This window comes from Gordonia sp. NPDC003424 (genome assembly GCF_053588655.1).
Window position 1 is genome coordinate 245,762 of record NZ_JBSFQJ010000001.1, and the last position, 17,595, is coordinate 263,356.

Below are 17,595 nucleotides of genomic sequence, written 5' to 3' on the forward strand. Positions count from 1 at the left end.
TCAGGAGTTCATCAGTCGATGACGCCCTCGGCACGCGCCCACTCCTCGACGCGCTTCATGCCCTCTTCGAGGGAGACACGCGGCTGGTAGCCGAGGATCTTGCCGGCCTTCTCGATCGAGTAGGTGCCGGGACGGTTGAGGAGCAGCATGGTGCCCTCGCACAGGTCGGTCTTCTGGCCGAGTCGCCGCATGAGGCCGCCGAGGGCCTCGGCGAGCGGCACCGCGACGCTCATCGGCAGCGTGCGGATGGTGCCCTTGCTCATCTTCGCCATGTGGCCGAAGAACTCGCTGCACGGCACACCGACGCCGTCGGAGATGACGAAGACCTGTCCGATCGCGTCGTCGGAATCCGTGGCGAGCACCATGCCGTCGACGAAGTTGTCGATGTAGACGGGCGAGAAGATGCCGCGGCCACCGTCGGGCAGCGGGAACCCGGTGGGCTTGCGCATCTCGGCGATCGGCGAACGAACCCAGACCGAGCCCGGTCCCCAGACGTCGCCGGGGCGGATGACGGTCACGTCGATCTCCTTGGCGGCGTGCGCGGCGAGGACGACGGCCTCGGAGTTCACCTTGGTGTCGGTGTAGACGTCGCCACAGACGGCGACCGGGTAGGTCTCGTCGACGTTGTCGGGGAACTCGTAGCCGAAGGCGGCCACCGACGAGAAGTGGATGAATCGGGCCACTCCGGCGTCGATCGCGGCGCGCAGCACCCGGCTGGTGCCCAGGACGTTGACGTTCCAGGTCTTTTCGAGGGACTGCGACGAACCCAGGATCGCCGCGGTGTGGATGACGGTGTCGACACCGGCGAGCGCTTCCGACCACTGCTCGGGCTTGGTGGTGTCACCGGCGACGATGCCGTTGTCCGCGTCGGCAATCAGATCGACGCCGCTGACCTGCGCCCCGAGCGCACGGAAACGCTCGGACATGGCGCGGCCGATGAAGCCGTTCGCGCCGGTGATGAAGATCTTGCGGCCGGCCAGGGACGGGGATGGGCGCTGATCGGGTGTGGTCATGGTTCTCCTTTGTGGGCTGCACCATATGCATTGACGTGGTGTGACCCAGCTTGCCCTCCATATCCGCTCGTGGCTTGACAGTAGAAGACAGAGGTTGGACATCTGAGGACACGCTTGTCGCGCGCATCACACCACTTCGCGGTGGTGGGCTGCTCAGTGGTCTTGCGGTGAGTTGGATTGTTCACCAAACGGTCCGGGCCGGCCGCGCGGCGGGCGGACATCGGTGCCCGGCTGCTCGACGAAGGCGCACATCATGGATTCCGCCGATGCGAGGACGTGGCGCACCCACGATGCCGCGGCTTGAGTGGACGCGCAGACGACGATCACGTGTGGCTCGTCGGGAAACGTCGTGTAGACGACGTCGGGCGAACTCAGCGCGTCGAGAAGTGCCCGGCGCAGGGATGCCTCAGCGCACACGCACACGAAGCTGGTCGACGCCATATCTCAAGTGTCGCCGCCCGGCGCCGTGCGGCCCATCCCAGGAAACTGGGAAATCCGTAGCACTGATCTGCGCGGTGCGGGGCATTGCCACGGTGTCGTCGAGGTGCCAGATTTGACGGTGGGCCGGGCGTGAGAGGTGTGACGTGGAAGAAGTCCAGCGCGACGACGATGGGTGCCTGTGGTCGATCGGATCGACCGATTCCGTGCTGAGTCTGTGGTCGCGCAATTCCGCGCTGAGCGTCGGATCGATCGGCTCGTTCGGATCGATCGGCTCCGTGGGGTCGTCGTTCTCGATCGGCTCGGTCGGCTCGTGGATGTCGGTGTTCAGTGTGCTCTCGGCTGGTTCGGTGCTGTCGATCCTGAGCTGGCGGACGATCCGGGGAGTGCTGGCCGGGACAACGCCGAAGGCCGGCCACCCGCATGGGATGACCGGCCTTCGGTCGGTAAAGCGTTGAGCCTGAGACTAACTCAGAATCCCATCCTCGTCGGAGACGAGATCAGAATCCCATGCCGCCCATCTCGTCGCCACCCGGCATGGCCGGGGCCGGGTTCTTCTCCGGCTTGTCGGCGACGACGGCCTCGGTGGTGAGGAACAGCGCCGCGATCGAGGCTGCGTTCTGCAGCGCCGAGCGGGTGACCTTCACCGGGTCGTTGATGCCGGCCTTGAGCAGGTCCTCGTACACGCCGGTGGCGGCATTGAGGCCGGTGCCCTTCTTGGAGTTCAGCACCTTGTCGGCGACGACGCCGGGCTCGAGGCCCGCGTTGACGGCGATCTGCTTGGCCGGAGCCGAGAGCGCAACCTTGACGATGTTCGCGCCGGTGGCCTCGTCACCCTCGAGCGAGAGCGCGTCGATGGCTCCCTCGGACTGCAGCAGGGCCACGCCGCCGCCGGCGACGATGCCCTCTTCGACGGCAGCCTTCGCGTTGCGGACGGCGTCCTCGATGCGGTGCTTGCGCTCCTTGAGCTCGACCTCGGTGGCCGCGCCCGCCTTGATGACCGCAACACCGCCTGCCAGCTTGGCCAGACGCTCCTGCAGCTTCTCACGGTCGTAGTCGGAGTCGCTGTTCTCGATCTCGCTGCGGATCTGGGCCACACGGCCGGCGATCGCGTCGGCATCGCCGGCGCCGTCGACGATGGTGGTCTCGTCCTTGGTCACGACGACCTTGCGGGCGGTGCCGAGCAGCTCGACGCCGGCGCCCTCGAGGGACAGGCCGACCTCTTCGCTGATGACCTCGCCGCCGGTGAGGATGGCGATGTCGGCCAGCATGGCCTTGCGACGGTCACCGAAGCCCGGAGCCTTGACGGCGACGGACTTGAAGGTGCCACGGATCTTGTTGACGACCAGGGTCGACAGGGCTTCGCCCTCGACGTCCTCGGCGATGATCAGCAGCGGCTTGCCGGCCTGGATGACCTTCTCCAGCAGCGGCAGCAGATCCTTGACGGTCGAGACCTTGCCCGACACGAGCAGGATGTAGGGGTCCTCGAGGACGGCTTCCTGACGATCGGCGTCGGTCACGAAGTAGCCCGAGATGTAGCCCTTGTCGAAGCGCATGCCCTCGGTGAGCTCCAGCTGCAGCCCGAAGGTGTTGGACTCCTCGACGGTGATGACGCCTTCCTTGCCGACCTTGTCCATGGCCTCGGCGATGAGCTCGCCGATGGACGAGTCGCCGGCCGAGATGCCCGCGGTGGCAGCGATCTGCTCCTTGGTCTCGACCTCCTTGGCGCTCTTGAGGAGGGACTCGGTGACGGCCTCGACGGCCTTCTCGATGCCGCGCTTCAGACCCAGCGGGTTGGCGCCGGCAGCGACGTTGCGCAGACCCTCACGGACGAGAGCCTGGGCCAGAACGGTTGCGGTGGTGGTGCCGTCGCCCGCGACGTCGTCGGTCTTCTTGGCGACTTCCTTGACGAGCTCGGCGCCGATCTTCTCGTAGGGATCCTCGAGCTCGATCTCCTTGGCGATGGACACACCATCGTTGGTGATCGTGGGGGCGCCCCACTTCTTCTCCAGAACGACGTTGCGACCCTTGGGGCCCAACGTCACCTTGACTGCGTCGGCGAGGCTGTTGAGGCCCCGCTCGAGGCCGCGGCGGGCCTCTTCGTCGAACGCGATTTGCTTGGCCATGGGTAAGTGATCCTCCGATAGGGGGTGACACTAGGTTTCTATGGCCGGAACTCGGTGCCCGCGACGGACGACCGGTGTGTCATTCGGTACCGGTCTCACCGTCCCGACCTAGCACTCACGGTCCGTGAGTGCCAAAGTCGTTTTTAGCACTCGACCGAGGTGAGTGCAAGGTTCGGGTCGACCCCGACCAGCCAGTGCTCCGGGGGTGGGCTCCCGGGCGGTCACCGTTCCCGAGATCCGAATCCGCTCCCCCGATCCGGATCCGCTCCCCCGATCGAAGGAGCAGGTTCGGATCGAGGGAGCGGATCGCGTTTGGTGGACGGGTGGGGGTGGACCCAGGTGTCGAGTTTGAGGAGTGCATCGCACAGCAGCTTGTTCGAGATGCCGGCCGAGCTACCCATCGCGACCGATGGCACGCCGGGTGATCTCGATGCGGCGCCTCGCTTCGCTCGGAGCCTTACTCGATCAGCGAACGGGGCGCGTCGCCGCGCTCGGAGCCTTACTCGATCAGCGAAGGGGGGCGCGTCGCCGTGCTCGGAGCCTTGCGCCAAGAGTCGCCACACCCCGCTGATCGAGTAAGGCCCCGAGCTTGCGAGGGTCCGCATCGAGATCTCCTGCCGGTCCTGAACGAGGACGACGGTCGGATCGACGCCGGGAATAGAACTTGAGCGTGGTGCGCTCAACTATGTGTAACAGCAACCCTCAACGAGGAGGTTCCTCATGCCACGCACCACCGCTCCCGTCCCCGTCCGGCGTCGTTCTGACCTCGGGTTCTTCACGCCGTTCCGCGCGTTCGACGACGGACGCAGCCTGCTCGACCTGTTCGACGCGGCGTTCGCCGGCGTCGAACCGGCCCGCACCACCTCCGGGTGGACCCCGGCGATCACCATCGAGGAGACCGAGAACGCCTACATCGTCGAGGCCGAACTGCCCGGCATCAAGCGCGAGGACATCCACGTCGAGCTCGACGACAATGTCCTGCACGTCCACGGCGAGACCACCGAAGTCGAACGCAAGGGCGAGGTACGTCATCAGACCCGTCGCACCGGCAAGTTCGACTACCGGGTGTCGCTGCCTGGTGAGGTCGATGTCGACAAGGTCGACGCATCGCTCGCCGACGGCGTCCTCCGTCTCGAGCTCGCCAAGGCCGCACCGGTCAAGGCACGCACGATCGAGATCACCGAGAAGGCTTCGGAGTCTCCCTCCGAGGGCGACTGACCAAGGGCGACTGACCACGTGAGTCACCTCCCGGCGATGACGCCCGGGAGGTTCACAAAGCGCTGACGAATACCCCGCTCGCCGACGAACAACTCGGCGAGCGGGGTATTCGCACGTCGGGGTCACCGACCGGGTCATTTGCCCGATCGCCCGGTATGTGCCATTTGCGTGTCAGACGATAGGGTCGGCGCGTGGAGATCCTGCTGATCATCATCGTCGCGCTGCTCCTGATCATCGCGATCGTCGTCGTGTTCAACTTCCTGGGGAACCGCAAGCTACGCCAGGCCGAGACCGACGCCGTCCGTCAGCGCGCCTACCAGCCGGGTGACCCGTTCTCCACCGCCGACGACGACGCCGTCCGGGGTGACCCGCGCAACCTCAAACCAGGTGACCTCGTCGAAATCCGCGGTGAGACATACGCGGTGCGCGGGACGCTGCGGCTCACTCAGTCCGGCTACGTGTGGACCGAGAACTTCCTCGATACGGGGAGCGGCCACAAGGCGTGGATCTCGGTGGAGGACGACCCCGATCTCGAGGTCGTGCTCTGGCAGGAACTGTCCGGGGTGACGCTGGCGCCGGGGCCGGCCACGGTGGAACTCGACGGACACCGCTACGCCTCGGACGAGGCGGGGTCGGCACAGTTCACGTCGGCGGGCACGACCGGGCTGGCCGGAGCGGGTGCGATGCGCTATCACGACTACGAGGCGGGCGCCGCCCGGCTGTCGTTCGAGGACTTCGGTTCCGGCTGGGAATGTGCGCGCGGCGACGTGCTCGGGCGCAGCGACTATCGCATCTACCCGACCTCCTCGACCCCAGATCGGTGAGCGTGCAGACCCATCTCGCGGTGCCCTACGCGGACACGCGGTCGCAGCATCTGCGGTTCTCGCTCACGACGGCGCTGCAGGAGCCGCTGGCCTCGTGTGACCACCGCTTCGGGCGTGTGGCGGTCTCGCTGCGCCTCCTCGGCGCCAGCCATCAGGTCGTCGTCGACGACGGGTCGCGGCGGCTCTGCGAGACCGTTGCGTGCCTGCCCGACATCACGACTCCGCTGCCGGCGTCGTTCGTCGACGACGACTACGCATTCACCGCACACGTCGAGGCGTGCGAACCCGACCGCATCTCGGCGACCGTCGCCGACCTGACCCGCCGCATCGATGCGCATGCCGGCAGCGGGCGACCGGCCGTCCTCGGCCACTTCCCCGGCTCACCGCTGGCCGTCACCGCGGTGATCGGCGACCGGCTCGGCGACACCGTCACCTGGCAGACCTGGCACACCTATCCGCAGTCGGCTGAACTCGTCGTGACGACCGGCGAACTGCGGCTGCCGCGGAGGGCGGACCGATGAGTCAGCCGCCCGGCGGACAGCAGTGGGGATACCCTTCCGGCGAGGACCCACGGCGGGGTCTGCGGCGCACCCGCAACCTGCTGATCCTCGGCGTCGTCGTGGCCGCATTGGTGGCCATCGTCATCGTGTACTCGGTGCATGCCTTTCGTGGCATCAGCGGCGACGCGGGTGCGCGCAACTACATCAGCTCGCACTATCAGCGCGACGCCGGCCTCGACGAGGGTGATGTGTCTGCCTACATCGCCGACGGATCGCCGAGCACCGTCGCCGCCGACGTGAGCGGCGCCGAACAGCCCACCGATCAACGGACCGGCGACGTCAGCGGCGCGAACGCCGTCGCCGGTGCCGAGTTCCTCCAGTATCCCGACTACCTGGTCGGCCTGTTCCCGTACGGCGCCAATCAAACCCGCGTGATGCTCAGCCGCGACTATCCATCCGGGTATCAGCACTACCACTCCTACGTCGGCGGCTTCTGGGTTCCCACCCCGAACTACGCGGGCACGGGCAGCGGATACCGCGGCGGCGGCTCGGGCAGCGGAGGCAAATGACCATGACCACCATCCGACGACCACAGTGAGGACACGATGCTCACCAGAATGATCGAAAATGCCTACGCGGCAGCTGCTTACGGTGTGACCGGAATGATCCTGATGTTGCTGGCCTTCGCCGTCGTCGATGTCCTGACGCCCGGTAATCTGCGTCAGCAACTGTGGGCGGACCGGAATCGCAACGCGGGCATCCTCGTCGGCTCGAACCTGGGGGCGGTCGCGATCATCGTCGCGGCGTCGATCGTCGCCAGCCAGGGCCGACTGCTCGAAGGACTCACCTACACCATCGTGTACACGATCATCGGCATCGTCATCATGGTGCTGACGTTCTTCGTCATCGACCTCTTCACGCCGGGCAAGCTGGGCGAGTTGGTGATCCAGCCCGAGAGCCATCCCGCCGTGTGGGTCCACGGCGTCGCACACATCGGCATCGCGCTCATCGTCGCGGTATCGGTTCTCTGACCGCGCCGGGCCGATGACGATGACCGAGGAGCCGGCGACGACGGACGCCGATCGCTCCACCGTCGACCAACGGCACGCACGCTGGTCGCGGACCGCCTTGCTCGCGGTGGTCTTCGTCTGTGCCGCATGCGGTCTCGTCTACGAGTTGGCCCTGGTCTCGCTCGGTTCGTTCCTGATCGGCAACACCGCCACACAGGCGTCCATCGTGCTGGCGGTCATGGTCTTCGCGATGGGTGTTGGCTCGTTGGCGGCCAAACCCCTCCAGTCGCAACCGATCATCGCGTTCGCGTCGATCGAATTGGCGCTGGCTCTGCTCGGCGGACTGTCGGTGATGGCGCTGTATGCGGCGTTCGCGTACCTGTCCCTGTACACGCCGGCGCTCGTGGTGGTCGCGTTTGTCCTGGGCGTGCTCATCGGGGCCGAGATCCCGCTGTTGATGGTGCTCCTGCAACGCATTCGGCGCCAGGATCCGGGCAGCGCCGTCGCGGACATGTTCGCCGTCGACTACATCGGCGCGTTGATCGGCGGACTGTGCTTCCCGTTTCTCCTGCTGCCGCTGTTCGGTCAGCTGAAGGGCGCGTTGGTCGTCGGGCTGGTGAATGCGGTGGCCGGCTGCTTTCTGGTGTTCGCGGTGTTTCGGCGCGATCTGCCCGGCACGGCGCGGATCGTGCTCGGCGTGGCCGCCGCGGGTGTGGTCGCCGCGCTGGTGGCCGGGCTGGTGCTCGCCGGACGATTCGAGGTGACCGCCCGGCAGGCCATGTTCCGGGACCCGATCATCGCGGCCGAGCACACGCCGTACCAGGACATCGTCATCACCGAACGGTCCACCCCGCTCGGCGCCGACACGCGGCTGTACCTGAACGGGGATCTGCAGTTCTCGTCCATCGACGAGTACCGCTACCACGAATCCCTGGTGCACCCGGCGATGGCGGGAAGCCATGCACGCGTGCTGATCCTCGGCGGCGGCGATGGGCTGGCGCTGCGCGAGGTCCTCACCTATCCTGGCGTCGCGGCCACGCTGGTCGAGCTCGACCCGGAAATGGTGCGGATCGCGCGTACCCAGCCCCGGCTGCGTGCGCTCAATCGCGGGTCGATGACCGACCCACGGGCAACGGTCATCACCGCGGACGCCTTCAATTGGCTGCGCGACAACCGGGACCTGTTCGACGTGATCGTCGTCGACATGCCCGATCCCGACGAATCGGCCACGGCGAAGCTGTATTCCACCGAGTTCTATGCGCTGGTGCGGGCCCACCTCGCCGCCGACGGGCGCGCCGTCGTCCAGGCCGGGTCACCGTACTTCGCACCGAAATCGTTCTGGTGCATCGATTCCACGCTGAGGTCGGCCGGATTCCGCACGCGGCCATACCATGTCGACGTTCCGTCGTTCGGCGACTGGGGCTTTCTGCTGGCCGGCCGACAGGCTCCTCCGCTCGAGTTGAAAGCCCCTGGGACACTGCGATTTCTGACCGCTCCGGAACTTTCGGCGGCCGCTGTCTTCCCACAGGATCGGCGACCCATCCCCGTGGCGCCGTCGACCCTGATGGACCCGCGAATACTCCGCTATGCGCAGGGCGAATGGTCGGTCTACTGAGACTTCGTAATTCGACGACGGTGATCGCGCAGTTCCTTGCCGGCGGCGATGTCGATCAGCCACTGATCGGTGGGATTCGGTTCCGTTTGTTGATCGTCACGACCACGCGCGCGGCGGCCTGTCGTACCTCGGGCGACCAGCGCTCAGGCGCCAAGGAATCGTCGTCATTCACCGGCCACCTCCTGATGTTTCGGCATCGTCAGCCTGATCGTCGGAAATGTCACGACCCAATGTGGAGGCGAGAATCCAGCCCGCGAATACGTCGAGCGTCGCCCGAATCCATCCACAGGTGCGCAAAGATGACCGCAGGAGGTTTGATGTCTGCACAGCTCGCGATCGCGTTCGCGCTCTTGATCGTGCTCATCATCGGGACGCTCGTCGTGCTGCTGCGGACCCGCCGACAGGTGGCCACACCCACCGAACGGGCCGTGCACTTCGCGCTCCAGACCGCGTCGCAGGCCGCGCGGTCACTGCATCCGGGGCTGTCGGCAGAAACCGCCCGCGATGCCCTGCCGCACCTGCGGGCACTGACCGCCGCCGAGGCGGTCGCGCTCTACGACGTCGACGGGGCTCTCCTCGCCCACGAATCCGCCGACGAGGCGCTCTGGACCGACGAGGTGGCCGAGCAGGCCGACAGCGCGGCCTCCTCGGCCGAGCACGATCAGCGGCGGGTGATGGTCAGCGAACCCTGCGGTGACGAGTCGCCGTGGCGCGCGCTGATCGCGCAGCCCCTGATCGCCGCCGACACCGGGGTGGGGGTCCTCGTCGTGGCGACGACGCATCGGCCCAGTCCGGGCATGCTCGGCGCGGTCTCGGAGGTGGCGCGTTACGTGTCGAGCCAGATCGAACTAGCCGACCTGGAGACCTCTCGCGCCCGTCTCGACCGCGCCGAGGTCCTCGCGCTCCGCGCCCAGATCAGCCCCCACTTCATCTACAACGCGCTGAACACGATCGCGTCGTTCGTCCGCACCGACCCCGACCGGGCCCGCGAACTGATCCTGGACTTCGCCGACTTCACCCGGTACTCGTTCCGGGCCGCCGGGGAGTACACCCTGCTCGCCGACGAACTCCGCAACATCGACCGCTATCTCACGCTCGAACGCGCCCGGTTCGGGCCGTCGCTGGACGTCAAACTGCACGTGGCACCCGAGGTGCTCAACGTGGTGCTGCCCTTCCTCGCCCTGCAACCGTTGGTGGAGAACGCGGTCCGGCACGGCCTGGCCGGCAAGGGCGGCGGAACCATCACCATCACCGCCCGCGACGAAGGCTCCGACTGTGTGATCACCGTCGAGGACGACGGCGTCGGCATGGACCCGGAGCTGTTGCGGTCCGGGGACATCGACGCCCTCGACCCCGTTCCCGGCGCGCGCAGCGAATCCGACGGAGCGCACGTCGGACTCACCAATGTCGATCATCGGCTGCGCGCCGCATTCGGCAACGACTACGGTCTAGTGGTCGAAACGGGCGTCGGCGCGGGCACCCGGGTCGGCATGCGGGTCCCGAAGTTCCGCGCCGGAATCCGGGCGTGAGAGGAGGTGACCGAGCCGGGATGGCCCTGACCGTGCTCGCCGTCGACGACGAGCGTCCCGCACTCGACGAACTCGCGTATCTGCTCGGCGAGCAGTCCGAGGTCGCCGAGGTGTACCGCGCCGCCGACGCCACCCATGCACTCCGCGAACTCAACGAGCGGCGCATCGACGCGATCTTCCTCGACATCAACATGCCCGGCCTCTCGGGGCTCGAGCTGGCCGGAGTGCTCGCCAAGTACGCCGACCCACCCGCCATCGTGTTCGTCACGGCCCACGACGACAAGGCGGTCGACGCATTCGAGGTGGGTGCCGTGGACTACCTCCTCAAGCCGCTGCGTGCCGAGCGACTCACCCAGGCCATCGCGCGAGTCCTCGCCGCGACCGAAACCGCTTCGCGCCCAATCGAGTCGGGGTCGCCGCAGAACACACCCGGCGACGACGTCATACCCGTGGAGATGTCCGGGGTCACGTCACTGATACCGCGAGACAGCATCTCCTGGGTGGAGGCGGTCGGCGACTACGCCCGCCTGCACTCCCACTCCGGCGCACATCTGGTGCGCATCCCGTTGTCCACCTTGGCTTCCCGATGGAACGACCACGGCTTCCACCGAGTGCATCGCTCCTATCTGATAGCGCTGCCGATGGTCACCGGTCTGCGCACGCACGGGTCGACGACGATGGTCCGCGTCCGGCAGAACGGGGCATCGGAGTCGGTGGAGCTGCCGGTGAGCCGGCGGCAGGTCCGCGAACTCAAAGACCGTCTGATCCGGGATCCGATGCGGCAGTTCCGATCCGGCGCGATCCCCGACGACGAGGACGGGACCGTCCGATGACGGCCCAGCCGCCCCGGCGCGAACGAGTCGTTCTGGCTCGGCGGCGGGGCGCTCGCATGGTGCGTACCCGGGTCGAGGTGCAGGAGCAGACCGAGGTCGGCGATGCACTCGTCCGCGGACTGATGCGCGCCCAACTCGGGCTCGCGCTGCGTCTCGGCCTCAGCGTGACTGCCGTGATCGTCGCGATTCCTTTGGTGGGCAGTCTGTTTCCGTGGTTGACCACGGTGGCGGTGGGCGGCGTGAGGTTGAACTGGATCGTCCTGGGCGGGCTGCTGTATCCACTGCTCTACGTCACCGGCCGCCTCTACGTCCGATTCGCCGAACAGGCCGAACGCGACTTCATGGGTGTCGTCGACGATGACCATTGACCTGGTCGGGGCGGCGTGGTGAGCGGCACGGTGGACACCCTCACCGCGGTGGCACTGGCGCTCGCGGCCGTGGCGACGATCGCCGTCGGCGCCTACGGTGGACGCTTCGCCCGCACCACCTCTGATTTCCTGGTGGCGTCGCGCAGCGTCGGGTCCCGATGGAACGCGGCGGCAATCTCCGGTGAATACCTCTCGGCGGCATCGTTTCTCGGGGTGGCCGGCTTGGTGGCCAAGTACGGCGCCGATGCCCTGTGGTACCCCGTCGGATTCACCGCGGGCTATCTGGGTCTGCTGCTGTTCGTGGCCGCCCCACTGCGTCGATCGGGCGCCTACACGGTCCCCGACTTCGCCGAGTTCCGCCTGGCGTCCGGCGCGGCGCGGCGAGCCGCGATGATGGTCGTCGTCGTGGTCTGCGTGCTCTATCTCATCCCACAGTTCCAGGGCGCGGGGCTGACGCTGCACATCCTGCTCGGGGCGCCCGTGTGGGTGGGTGCCGTCGCGGTCGGAGCGATCGTGATCGTGAACGTGGTCGGCGGCGGGATGCGGTCGATCACCTTCGTGCAGGCGTTCCAGTACTGGCTGAAGCTGACCGCCATCGCGATTCCGGCGCTCGTGCTGGTCGGCGTGTTCTTCGCCGATCGATCTCCGCTGGGCGACGCGGTCCCGCCGCGCGTCACGGTGGCCACCACCGTCGACGTCACCACCGACGTGGTCGTGACGGTCACGGAGACGGCGGGAGTCGCGGTGACCGGCCGGCTCGACGGGGTTCCGGTCCACGAGAGGCCCATCACCGCCCCCGGAACGCACACCCTCTCGTCCGGCACGGTCATCCACCTCGACGCCGGCGCCGCGACCCCGGTCGTGGAGGGCGCACCCACCACCGGCGCCGACTGGATCGCCTCGGGCGGCGGGCTGGGCGGCGATCATGCTCTCTTCCAGGTGCTCTCGCTGATCGTGGCCACCTTCCTCGGCACCATGGGACTCCCGCACGTGCTCGTGCGCTTCTACACCAACCCCGACGGCCGATCGGCGCGCCGCACCGCTCTCGCGGTCATCGCGCTGCTCTCGTTGTTCTATCTGTTCCCGACGATCCTCGGCGTGTTCGCGCGGCTCTACGTCCCGCAACTCCTGATCACCGGGACCGCCGATGCCGCGGTCCTGCTCCTGCCGAGCGCAGCCGTCGGCGGGATCGCCGGACAACTGCTGGCCGCGCTGGTCGCCGCGGGTGCGATCGCCGCGTTCCTGGCGACGTCGTCGGGCCTGCTGGTCAGTGTGGCCGGTGCGCTGTCCACGGATGTGCTGCGCGGCCGGGTCCGCGACTTCCGGGTGGCCGCGGTGATCGGCGGGATCATCCCGATCCTGTTCTCCCTGGCGGCGGCGTCACTCGAGTTGTCGCGCACCGTCGGACTGGTGTTCGCGGTGGCCGCATCGACGTTGTGTCCGCTTCTCGTGCTCGGCATCTGGTGGCGCGGCCTGACCCCGGCCGGAGCGATCGCGGGTCTGATCGTCGGCGGCGTGTCGTCGGGCCTGGCGACCAGCCTGGCGATCGCCGGCGCCGTCGACGAGACGGCGCTCGGCGGTTGGCCGGCCGTGCTGATCGGATATCCCGCCGCGCTGACGGTACCGCTGGCATTCGCGACGATGGTCCTGGTCAGCCTGGCCACCACGAGCGGGCTGCCGCCGGACCGAGCCCGGATCTTCGCCCGGATGCACGTGCCGGAGCGACTCGGCATGGGTGTGGAGCGGCTGCCGAAGGGCTGACCGGCCACCGTTCGTCGGCCCGCATCGACCGTTCGGCGCACAACCGCCCGGCTTCGGCGTGTGACCCGCACCACCCCATTCTCCTGTGACCCACACCTCAATAATCTCGGCGACAGAGTTGCCATCACAGTCACCGCAGGAGGTCGTGTGTCCACCATCGAACATCCACCCGGCTCGGCGCCGCATACGCCGACGGGGCAAGACTTCATCGAAATGCAGCAGAGTCCCGAGTTCACCGATCTGCGGCGTCGGCTGCGCAAGTTCGTCTTCCCGATGACCGCGTTCTTCCTGATCTGGTACGCGGTCTACGTTCTGCTCGGCGCCTTCGCGCACGACTTCATGGCGACCAAGGTGTGGGGCAACATCAACATGGGCTTGATCCTGGGCCTGCTGCAGTTCGTCACGACCTTCACCATCACCGGCTTGTACGTCCGCTTCGCCAATCGTGAACTCGACCCGCGCGCATCCGCCATCCGCGCCCAACTGGAAGGACCGGACGCATGACCGACACGTATGTGGTCGCCGCGGCCGTCGGTAACCCCGTCGCCAACATCTCGATCTTCGTCGCGTTCGTCGCCGTGACGATGTACGTGGTGATCCGCGCGAGCAAGAACAACTCGTCGGCCGCCGACTTCTTCACCGGTGGACGCGGCTTCTCCGGGCCGCAGAACGGCATCGCCATCGCCGGCGACTATCTGTCGGCGGCCAGCTTCCTCGGCATCGCCGGCGCCATCGCCGTGTACGGCTACGACGGGTTCCTCTACTCGATCGGGTTCCTCGTGGCGTGGTTGGTGGCCTTGCTGCTGGTCGCCGAATTGCTGCGCAATACCGGCAAGTTCACCATGGCCGACGTCCTGAGCTTCCGGCTGCGGCAGCGGCCGGTGCGTCTGGCGGCCGCCATCTCGACTCTGGCGGTGTCGCTGTTCTACCTGCTGGCCCAGATGGCCGGCGCCGGCGGGCTCGTGGCACTGCTCCTCGACATCGAGGGCCGCGTGGGACAGTCGATCGTGATCGCCGTCGTCGGAGCTCTGATGATCGTCTACGTGCTCATCGGCGGCATGAAGGGCACCACCTGGGTGCAGATCATCAAGGCGGTACTGCTGATCGCCGGTGCCGCGATCATGACGTTGATCGTGCTGGCCAAGTTCGGCATGAACCTGTCGAGCATTCTCGGCTCGGCGCAGGATGCGATCTCGGGCTCGTCGAACGAAAAGATCGCCGCCCGTGACGTTCTCGCGCCCGGCGCGCAGTACGGCGGGTCCTTGACGTCACAGATCAACTTCCTGTCCCTGGCCATCGCGCTGGTGCTCGGCACCGCGGGTCTGCCGCACGTGCTGATGCGCTTCTACACGGTGCCGACCGCCAAGGAAGCCCGTAAGTCCGTGGTGTGGGCGATCGCACTGATCGGCGCCTTCTACCTCTTCACCCTGGTGCTCGGTTACGGTGCGGCGGCGCTCGTCGGACCGGACAAGATCATGGCGGCAGCCGGCAAGCAGAACTCCGCGGCACCGCTGCTGGCGTTCGAACTCGGCGGCGTGGTGCTACTGGGCGTCATATCCGCGGTGGCCTTCGCGACGATCCTCGCGGTGGTCGCGGGTCTGGCCATCACCGCGTCGGCGTCCTTCGCCCACGACATCTACGGCAGCGTGATCAAGCGGGGTCAGGCCAGCGAGTCCGACCAGGTGCGCGTATCCCGCTACACCGTCGTGGTTCTCGGCATCATGGGCATCATCCTCGGCATCCTGGCCAACGGCCAGAACATCGCCTTCCTGGTGGCGCTGGCCTTCGCCATCGCCGCGGCCGCGAACCTGCCCACCATCGTGTACTCGCTCTACTGGAAACGGTTCAACACGCGGGGCGCCCTGTGGAGCATCTACGGCGGCCTGATCTCGACCATCGTCCTGATCATCTTCTCGCCCGCCGTGTCCGGTGCGGCCACCTCGATGGTCCCATCGGCCGACTTCGCCTACTTCCCACTGGCAAACCCCGGCATCATCTCGATCCCGCTGGGCTTCATCCTCGGCATCGTCGGCACCCTGACGTCGCCGGAGCGCGGGACCCCGGAGCGCAACGCCGAGATGGAGGTCCGCTCGCTGACCGGAGTCGGAGCAGAGAAGGCTGTGGTGCACTGACCCTTTCGCAGCTCTGACAACGGGCGGGCCGAGATCATCAGATCTCGGCCCGCCTTATTGTTATGGTGGACATCACATTTCACTCACCCGATCGAACGCGGTGTCGCTCAGCGATCCTGAATCCGCACAAACGGTTGCGCCGCTTCGATTTCGAAGGCCAACTCGAGCAGGGTCCGTTCTCGGCCGAGGTCGGCGGCAAACTGCACGCCGAGTGGCAGTCCGGACGACGTCTGCGCCATCGGGACGCTGATCGCCGGTGTCCCGGTGGTGTTGTTGGCCGGCGTGAACGCCACATAATGCACCAGACGGTCGAAGATGACGTCGAAATCGCCTGCCGGATCAAGGTATCCGATCTTCGGGGTCGTGTGCCCGAGGGTCGGTGACATGACGACGTCGAAACGGTCGAACACGGCGCGAAAGCGGGCGTCGGCCCGCCGGAGCCCCATGATCGACGACGGCGTCCGCCAGAACGCGCGCACGTACTTCCGCGACAGGCCGCGGGTGAACGGGTCGATCATGCTGCGATCGAATCCCTTGTCGATCAGTCGTTTTCCGAAAAACTCCAGCGAGAATGCCAGCAGCGCCCAGTAATCGGCGAACTGCTCGACGAACCGCCCGTCGACGGGGAGCGGAGCCGGTTCGACGTGGTGTCCGAGTGCGGTCAGCGTCTCGCTGGCCTGCGTCATCGCGGCGGCGGTGTCGTCGTCGATCGGTTGCCCGGTGACGGTGTCGGTGATGACCCCGACCCGGAGGCGGCGCACCGACGCACCCTCGACGAGTCCGACCTCCGGCAGGCCCGGTGCGCGGCGGAACCGTTCGGCGTCGGCGATGAAGCGTGCGGTGTCGCGCACCGACCGGGACAGCACCCCGTTGGTGATGATGTCGATCGGCGCCGCCTCGCCTTCCGGGGACGGCGCCAGCCGACCGCGAGAAGGCTTGAGGCCCACCAGTCCACAGGCGGCCGCCGGGATCCGGATCGACCCGCCGCCGTCGTTGCCGTGGGCGATCGGCACCGCCCCGGAGGCGACGAGCACCGCCGACCCGCCCGACGAGGCACCGCTGGAGTAGTCGGTGTCCCACGGGTTTCTGGTCGGTTCGTCGTCGACGAACTCCGTTGTCGCCGTGAGCCCGAACGGAGGCAGCGTGGTGGCCCCGAGGATGTTGACGCCGGTCGACAGGAACTGGTCGGTGAAGGGCTCGTTGGCAACTGCCGGACGGGCCGGCACCGCTGCCGATCCGTGCCGCGTGGGCAGGCCGGTGAACAACGTGTTGTTCTTGATCGCCGCCGGTACTCCGGCGAAAGATCCTGCCGGGAAATGATTTTCCCGCGCCCGGCGGCGAGCGCGATCACGGTCGTCGACACAGATGCCGTTCAGCCGCGGTTCGACGGCGTCGACGCGGGCGATCGCCGCCTCGAGCGCCTCTGCCGCGGAGAACTCGCCGGCCGCGATCGACGCGGCCACACCCGTGGCATCGAGCTCACCGAGACAGTCGTCGCCGAACGCATGGACCTTCGTCATTCCTGGGCCAGCCGCATCACGTCGTCGACGAGCGAAGCCCCGAAACCGCCGTCGATGGCGAGGCCGAAGACCGCTTTTCCATACAGCGGCGCGACGATGTGATCGAGTACCTGAGCGACGGACGGCGACGCCTCGCCACGGTCACGCGCACGTCCCACCATCACCTCGACCTGGCGCCGTCGGAAGTCCCAGCTCGGACACAGCTCGACGATCCCGTCGCGGGCGGCGATCATGGCGCGCAGGTGAGCGCGCCGATTCGGCTTGTCGATGTCGACGGCCATCGCGTCGGCCCATTCGAGAAGGTCGTCGCGGAGATCGCCCCGATCGGGGATGCGCTCTTCGCGGGTCAGGACGTACACGGCCACCTCACCGAGGAGCGCGTCGACCGTGCCCCAGCGGCGGTAGACGGTCGTCGGGTTCACGCCGGCCACCTCGGCGATCTGCGGAATCGTCATGGTCGAGCCGCGACCACTGTCGACGAGCGTGCCCACCGCCCGGTAGACCGCCGACCGCACTCGCGCAGTGCGGCCACCCGGCCGCGTCCGGACGGGGCGGTCCCCTGCTGTCACGTCGGTGCTCATGCAGCCACGCTACTGCAAAGATCGTTGCATTAAGAGAGCGGACACGGTAGATTGCTACCTAAGCAACTGCTTACATGTGCAGTTCGGAGGGCACAGCCGGGTCCGTCACGACGGTTCGGCGACGTCC

Annotated in this window: 18 protein-coding genes; 13 read left to right on the forward strand and 5 right to left on the reverse strand. The window is 67.4% G+C overall.

The window, feature by feature from the left end; genetic code table 11:
- Positions 1–11: 11 nt before the first annotated feature.
- Positions 12–1,013, reverse strand: a complete 1,002-nt coding sequence (locus tag ACWDTI_RS01105) for an NAD-dependent epimerase/dehydratase family protein (protein ID WP_449736183.1) — start codon at positions 1,011–1,013, stop codon at positions 12–14.
- Positions 1,014–1,166: 153 nt separating this feature from the next.
- Positions 1,167–1,454, reverse strand: coding sequence for a hypothetical protein (locus tag ACWDTI_RS01110; RefSeq protein WP_449736184.1), 288 nt, complete (start codon positions 1,452–1,454; stop codon positions 1,167–1,169).
- Positions 1,455–1,597: 143 nt separating this feature from the next.
- Between ACWDTI_RS01110 and ACWDTI_RS01115 the strand changes: the two genes are divergently transcribed.
- The gene (locus tag ACWDTI_RS01115; RefSeq protein ID WP_449736185.1) at positions 1,598–1,909 is read left to right on the forward strand and encodes a hypothetical protein; all 312 of its coding nucleotides are present in this window, start codon (positions 1,598–1,600) and stop codon (positions 1,907–1,909) included.
- A gap of 42 nt (positions 1,910–1,951) precedes the next feature.
- On the opposite strand, the gene groL is transcribed toward ACWDTI_RS01115, so the two are convergent.
- Positions 1,952–3,577, reverse strand: a complete 1,626-nt coding sequence (gene groL, locus ACWDTI_RS01120; RefSeq protein ID WP_449736186.1) for a chaperonin GroEL — start codon at positions 3,575–3,577, stop codon at positions 1,952–1,954.
- A gap of 720 nt (positions 3,578–4,297) precedes the next feature.
- Between groL and ACWDTI_RS01125 the strand changes: the two genes are divergently transcribed.
- The 12 genes from ACWDTI_RS01125 (at position 4,298) to ACWDTI_RS01180 (ending at position 15,367) form a co-directional block, all read left to right on the forward strand.
- Positions 4,298–4,795 carry an Hsp20/alpha crystallin family protein gene (locus ACWDTI_RS01125; protein ID WP_449736187.1) on the forward strand — a complete coding sequence of 166 codons (498 nt, stop codon included), beginning with the start codon at positions 4,298–4,300 and terminating at the stop codon, positions 4,793–4,795.
- 191 nt (positions 4,796–4,986) lie between these two features.
- Positions 4,987–5,619, forward strand: coding sequence for a DUF4178 domain-containing protein (locus ACWDTI_RS01130; RefSeq protein WP_449736188.1), 633 nt, complete (start codon positions 4,987–4,989; stop codon positions 5,617–5,619).
- A complete protein-coding gene (locus ACWDTI_RS01135) occupies positions 5,616–6,140 on the forward strand; it encodes a DUF2617 family protein (RefSeq protein WP_449736189.1) in 525 nt (174 codons plus the stop codon). Before ACWDTI_RS01130 ends, ACWDTI_RS01135 begins: the two co-directional genes overlap by 4 nt.
- Complete coding sequence (locus ACWDTI_RS01140; RefSeq protein ID WP_449736190.1) at positions 6,137–6,688, forward strand: DUF4247 domain-containing protein; 552 nt, start codon at positions 6,137–6,139, stop codon at positions 6,686–6,688. The genes ACWDTI_RS01135 and ACWDTI_RS01140 overlap by 4 nt, the downstream gene beginning before the upstream one ends.
- Before the next feature lie 36 nt (positions 6,689–6,724).
- A complete protein-coding gene (locus tag ACWDTI_RS01145) occupies positions 6,725–7,150 on the forward strand; it encodes a DUF350 domain-containing protein (protein WP_449736191.1) in 426 nt (141 codons plus the stop codon).
- A gap of 13 nt (positions 7,151–7,163) precedes the next feature.
- The gene (locus ACWDTI_RS01150; RefSeq protein WP_449736192.1) at positions 7,164–8,744 is read left to right on the forward strand and encodes a polyamine aminopropyltransferase; all 1,581 of its coding nucleotides are present in this window, start codon (positions 7,164–7,166) and stop codon (positions 8,742–8,744) included.
- Positions 8,745–9,061: 317 nt separating this feature from the next.
- Positions 9,062–10,273 carry a histidine kinase gene (locus tag ACWDTI_RS01155; RefSeq protein ID WP_449736193.1) on the forward strand — a complete coding sequence of 404 codons (1,212 nt, stop codon included), beginning with the start codon at positions 9,062–9,064 and terminating at the stop codon, positions 10,271–10,273.
- Positions 10,274–10,293: 20 nt separating this feature from the next.
- On the forward strand, positions 10,294–11,106 hold the full coding sequence (locus tag ACWDTI_RS01160) for a LytR/AlgR family response regulator transcription factor (protein WP_449736194.1): 813 nt from the start codon (positions 10,294–10,296) through the stop codon (positions 11,104–11,106).
- Positions 11,103–11,474 (forward strand): hypothetical protein, encoded by a 372-nt coding sequence (locus ACWDTI_RS01165; RefSeq protein WP_449736195.1) that lies wholly within the window; start codon positions 11,103–11,105, stop codon positions 11,472–11,474. Before ACWDTI_RS01160 ends, ACWDTI_RS01165 begins: the two co-directional genes overlap by 4 nt.
- 18 nt (positions 11,475–11,492) lie before the next feature.
- Positions 11,493–13,235: a sodium/solute symporter gene (locus ACWDTI_RS01170; RefSeq protein ID WP_449736196.1), complete on the forward strand. Its 1,743-nt coding sequence runs from the start codon at positions 11,493–11,495 to the stop codon at positions 13,233–13,235.
- 147 nt (positions 13,236–13,382) lie between these two features.
- Positions 13,383–13,739: a DUF485 domain-containing protein gene (locus ACWDTI_RS01175; protein WP_449736197.1), complete on the forward strand. Its 357-nt coding sequence runs from the start codon at positions 13,383–13,385 to the stop codon at positions 13,737–13,739.
- The gene (locus tag ACWDTI_RS01180; protein WP_449736198.1) at positions 13,736–15,367 is read left to right on the forward strand and encodes a solute symporter family protein; all 1,632 of its coding nucleotides are present in this window, start codon (positions 13,736–13,738) and stop codon (positions 15,365–15,367) included. Before ACWDTI_RS01175 ends, ACWDTI_RS01180 begins: the two co-directional genes overlap by 4 nt.
- A gap of 107 nt (positions 15,368–15,474) precedes the next feature.
- Here the strand turns inward: ACWDTI_RS01180 and ACWDTI_RS01185 are convergent, their stop codons facing one another.
- Positions 15,475–16,887, reverse strand: coding sequence for an amidase (locus ACWDTI_RS01185; protein WP_449736199.1), 1,413 nt, complete (start codon positions 16,885–16,887; stop codon positions 15,475–15,477).
- The gene (locus tag ACWDTI_RS01190; RefSeq protein ID WP_449736200.1) at positions 16,884–17,468 is read right to left on the reverse strand and encodes a TetR/AcrR family transcriptional regulator C-terminal ligand-binding domain-containing protein; all 585 of its coding nucleotides are present in this window, start codon (positions 17,466–17,468) and stop codon (positions 16,884–16,886) included. Before ACWDTI_RS01190 ends, ACWDTI_RS01185 begins: the two co-directional genes overlap by 4 nt.
- Between the last annotated feature and the right edge of the window lie 127 nt (positions 17,469–17,595).

Bases quoted from the DNA above. Each gene is read 5' to 3' on its own strand.
- ACWDTI_RS01105 (WP_449736183.1), bottom strand. From the start codon at position 1,013: ATGACCACACCCGATCAGCGCCCATCCCCGTCCCTGGCCGGCCGCAAG.
- ACWDTI_RS01110 (WP_449736184.1), bottom strand. From the start codon at position 1,454: ATGGCGTCGACCAGCTTCGTGTGCGTGTGCGCTGAGGCATCCCTGCGC.
- groL (WP_449736186.1), bottom strand. From the start codon at position 3,577: ATGGCCAAGCAAATCGCGTTCGACGAAGAGGCCCGCCGCGGCCTCGAG.
- ACWDTI_RS01125 (WP_449736187.1), top strand. From the start codon at position 4,298: ATGCCACGCACCACCGCTCCCGTCCCCGTCCGGCGTCGTTCTGACCTC.
- ACWDTI_RS01140 (WP_449736190.1), top strand. From the start codon at position 6,137: ATGAGTCAGCCGCCCGGCGGACAGCAGTGGGGATACCCTTCCGGCGAG.
- ACWDTI_RS01145 (WP_449736191.1), top strand. From the start codon at position 6,725: ATGCTCACCAGAATGATCGAAAATGCCTACGCGGCAGCTGCTTACGGT.
- ACWDTI_RS01150 (WP_449736192.1), top strand. From the start codon at position 7,164: ATGACGATGACCGAGGAGCCGGCGACGACGGACGCCGATCGCTCCACC.
- ACWDTI_RS01155 (WP_449736193.1), top strand. From the start codon at position 9,062: ATGTCTGCACAGCTCGCGATCGCGTTCGCGCTCTTGATCGTGCTCATC.
- ACWDTI_RS01160 (WP_449736194.1), top strand. From the start codon at position 10,294: ATGGCCCTGACCGTGCTCGCCGTCGACGACGAGCGTCCCGCACTCGAC.
- ACWDTI_RS01165 (WP_449736195.1), top strand. From the start codon at position 11,103: ATGACGGCCCAGCCGCCCCGGCGCGAACGAGTCGTTCTGGCTCGGCGG.
- ACWDTI_RS01180 (WP_449736198.1), top strand. From the start codon at position 13,736: ATGACCGACACGTATGTGGTCGCCGCGGCCGTCGGTAACCCCGTCGCC.
- ACWDTI_RS01185 (WP_449736199.1), bottom strand. From the start codon at position 16,887: ATGACGAAGGTCCATGCGTTCGGCGACGACTGTCTCGGTGAGCTCGAT.
- ACWDTI_RS01190 (WP_449736200.1), bottom strand. From the start codon at position 17,468: ATGAGCACCGACGTGACAGCAGGGGACCGCCCCGTCCGGACGCGGCCG.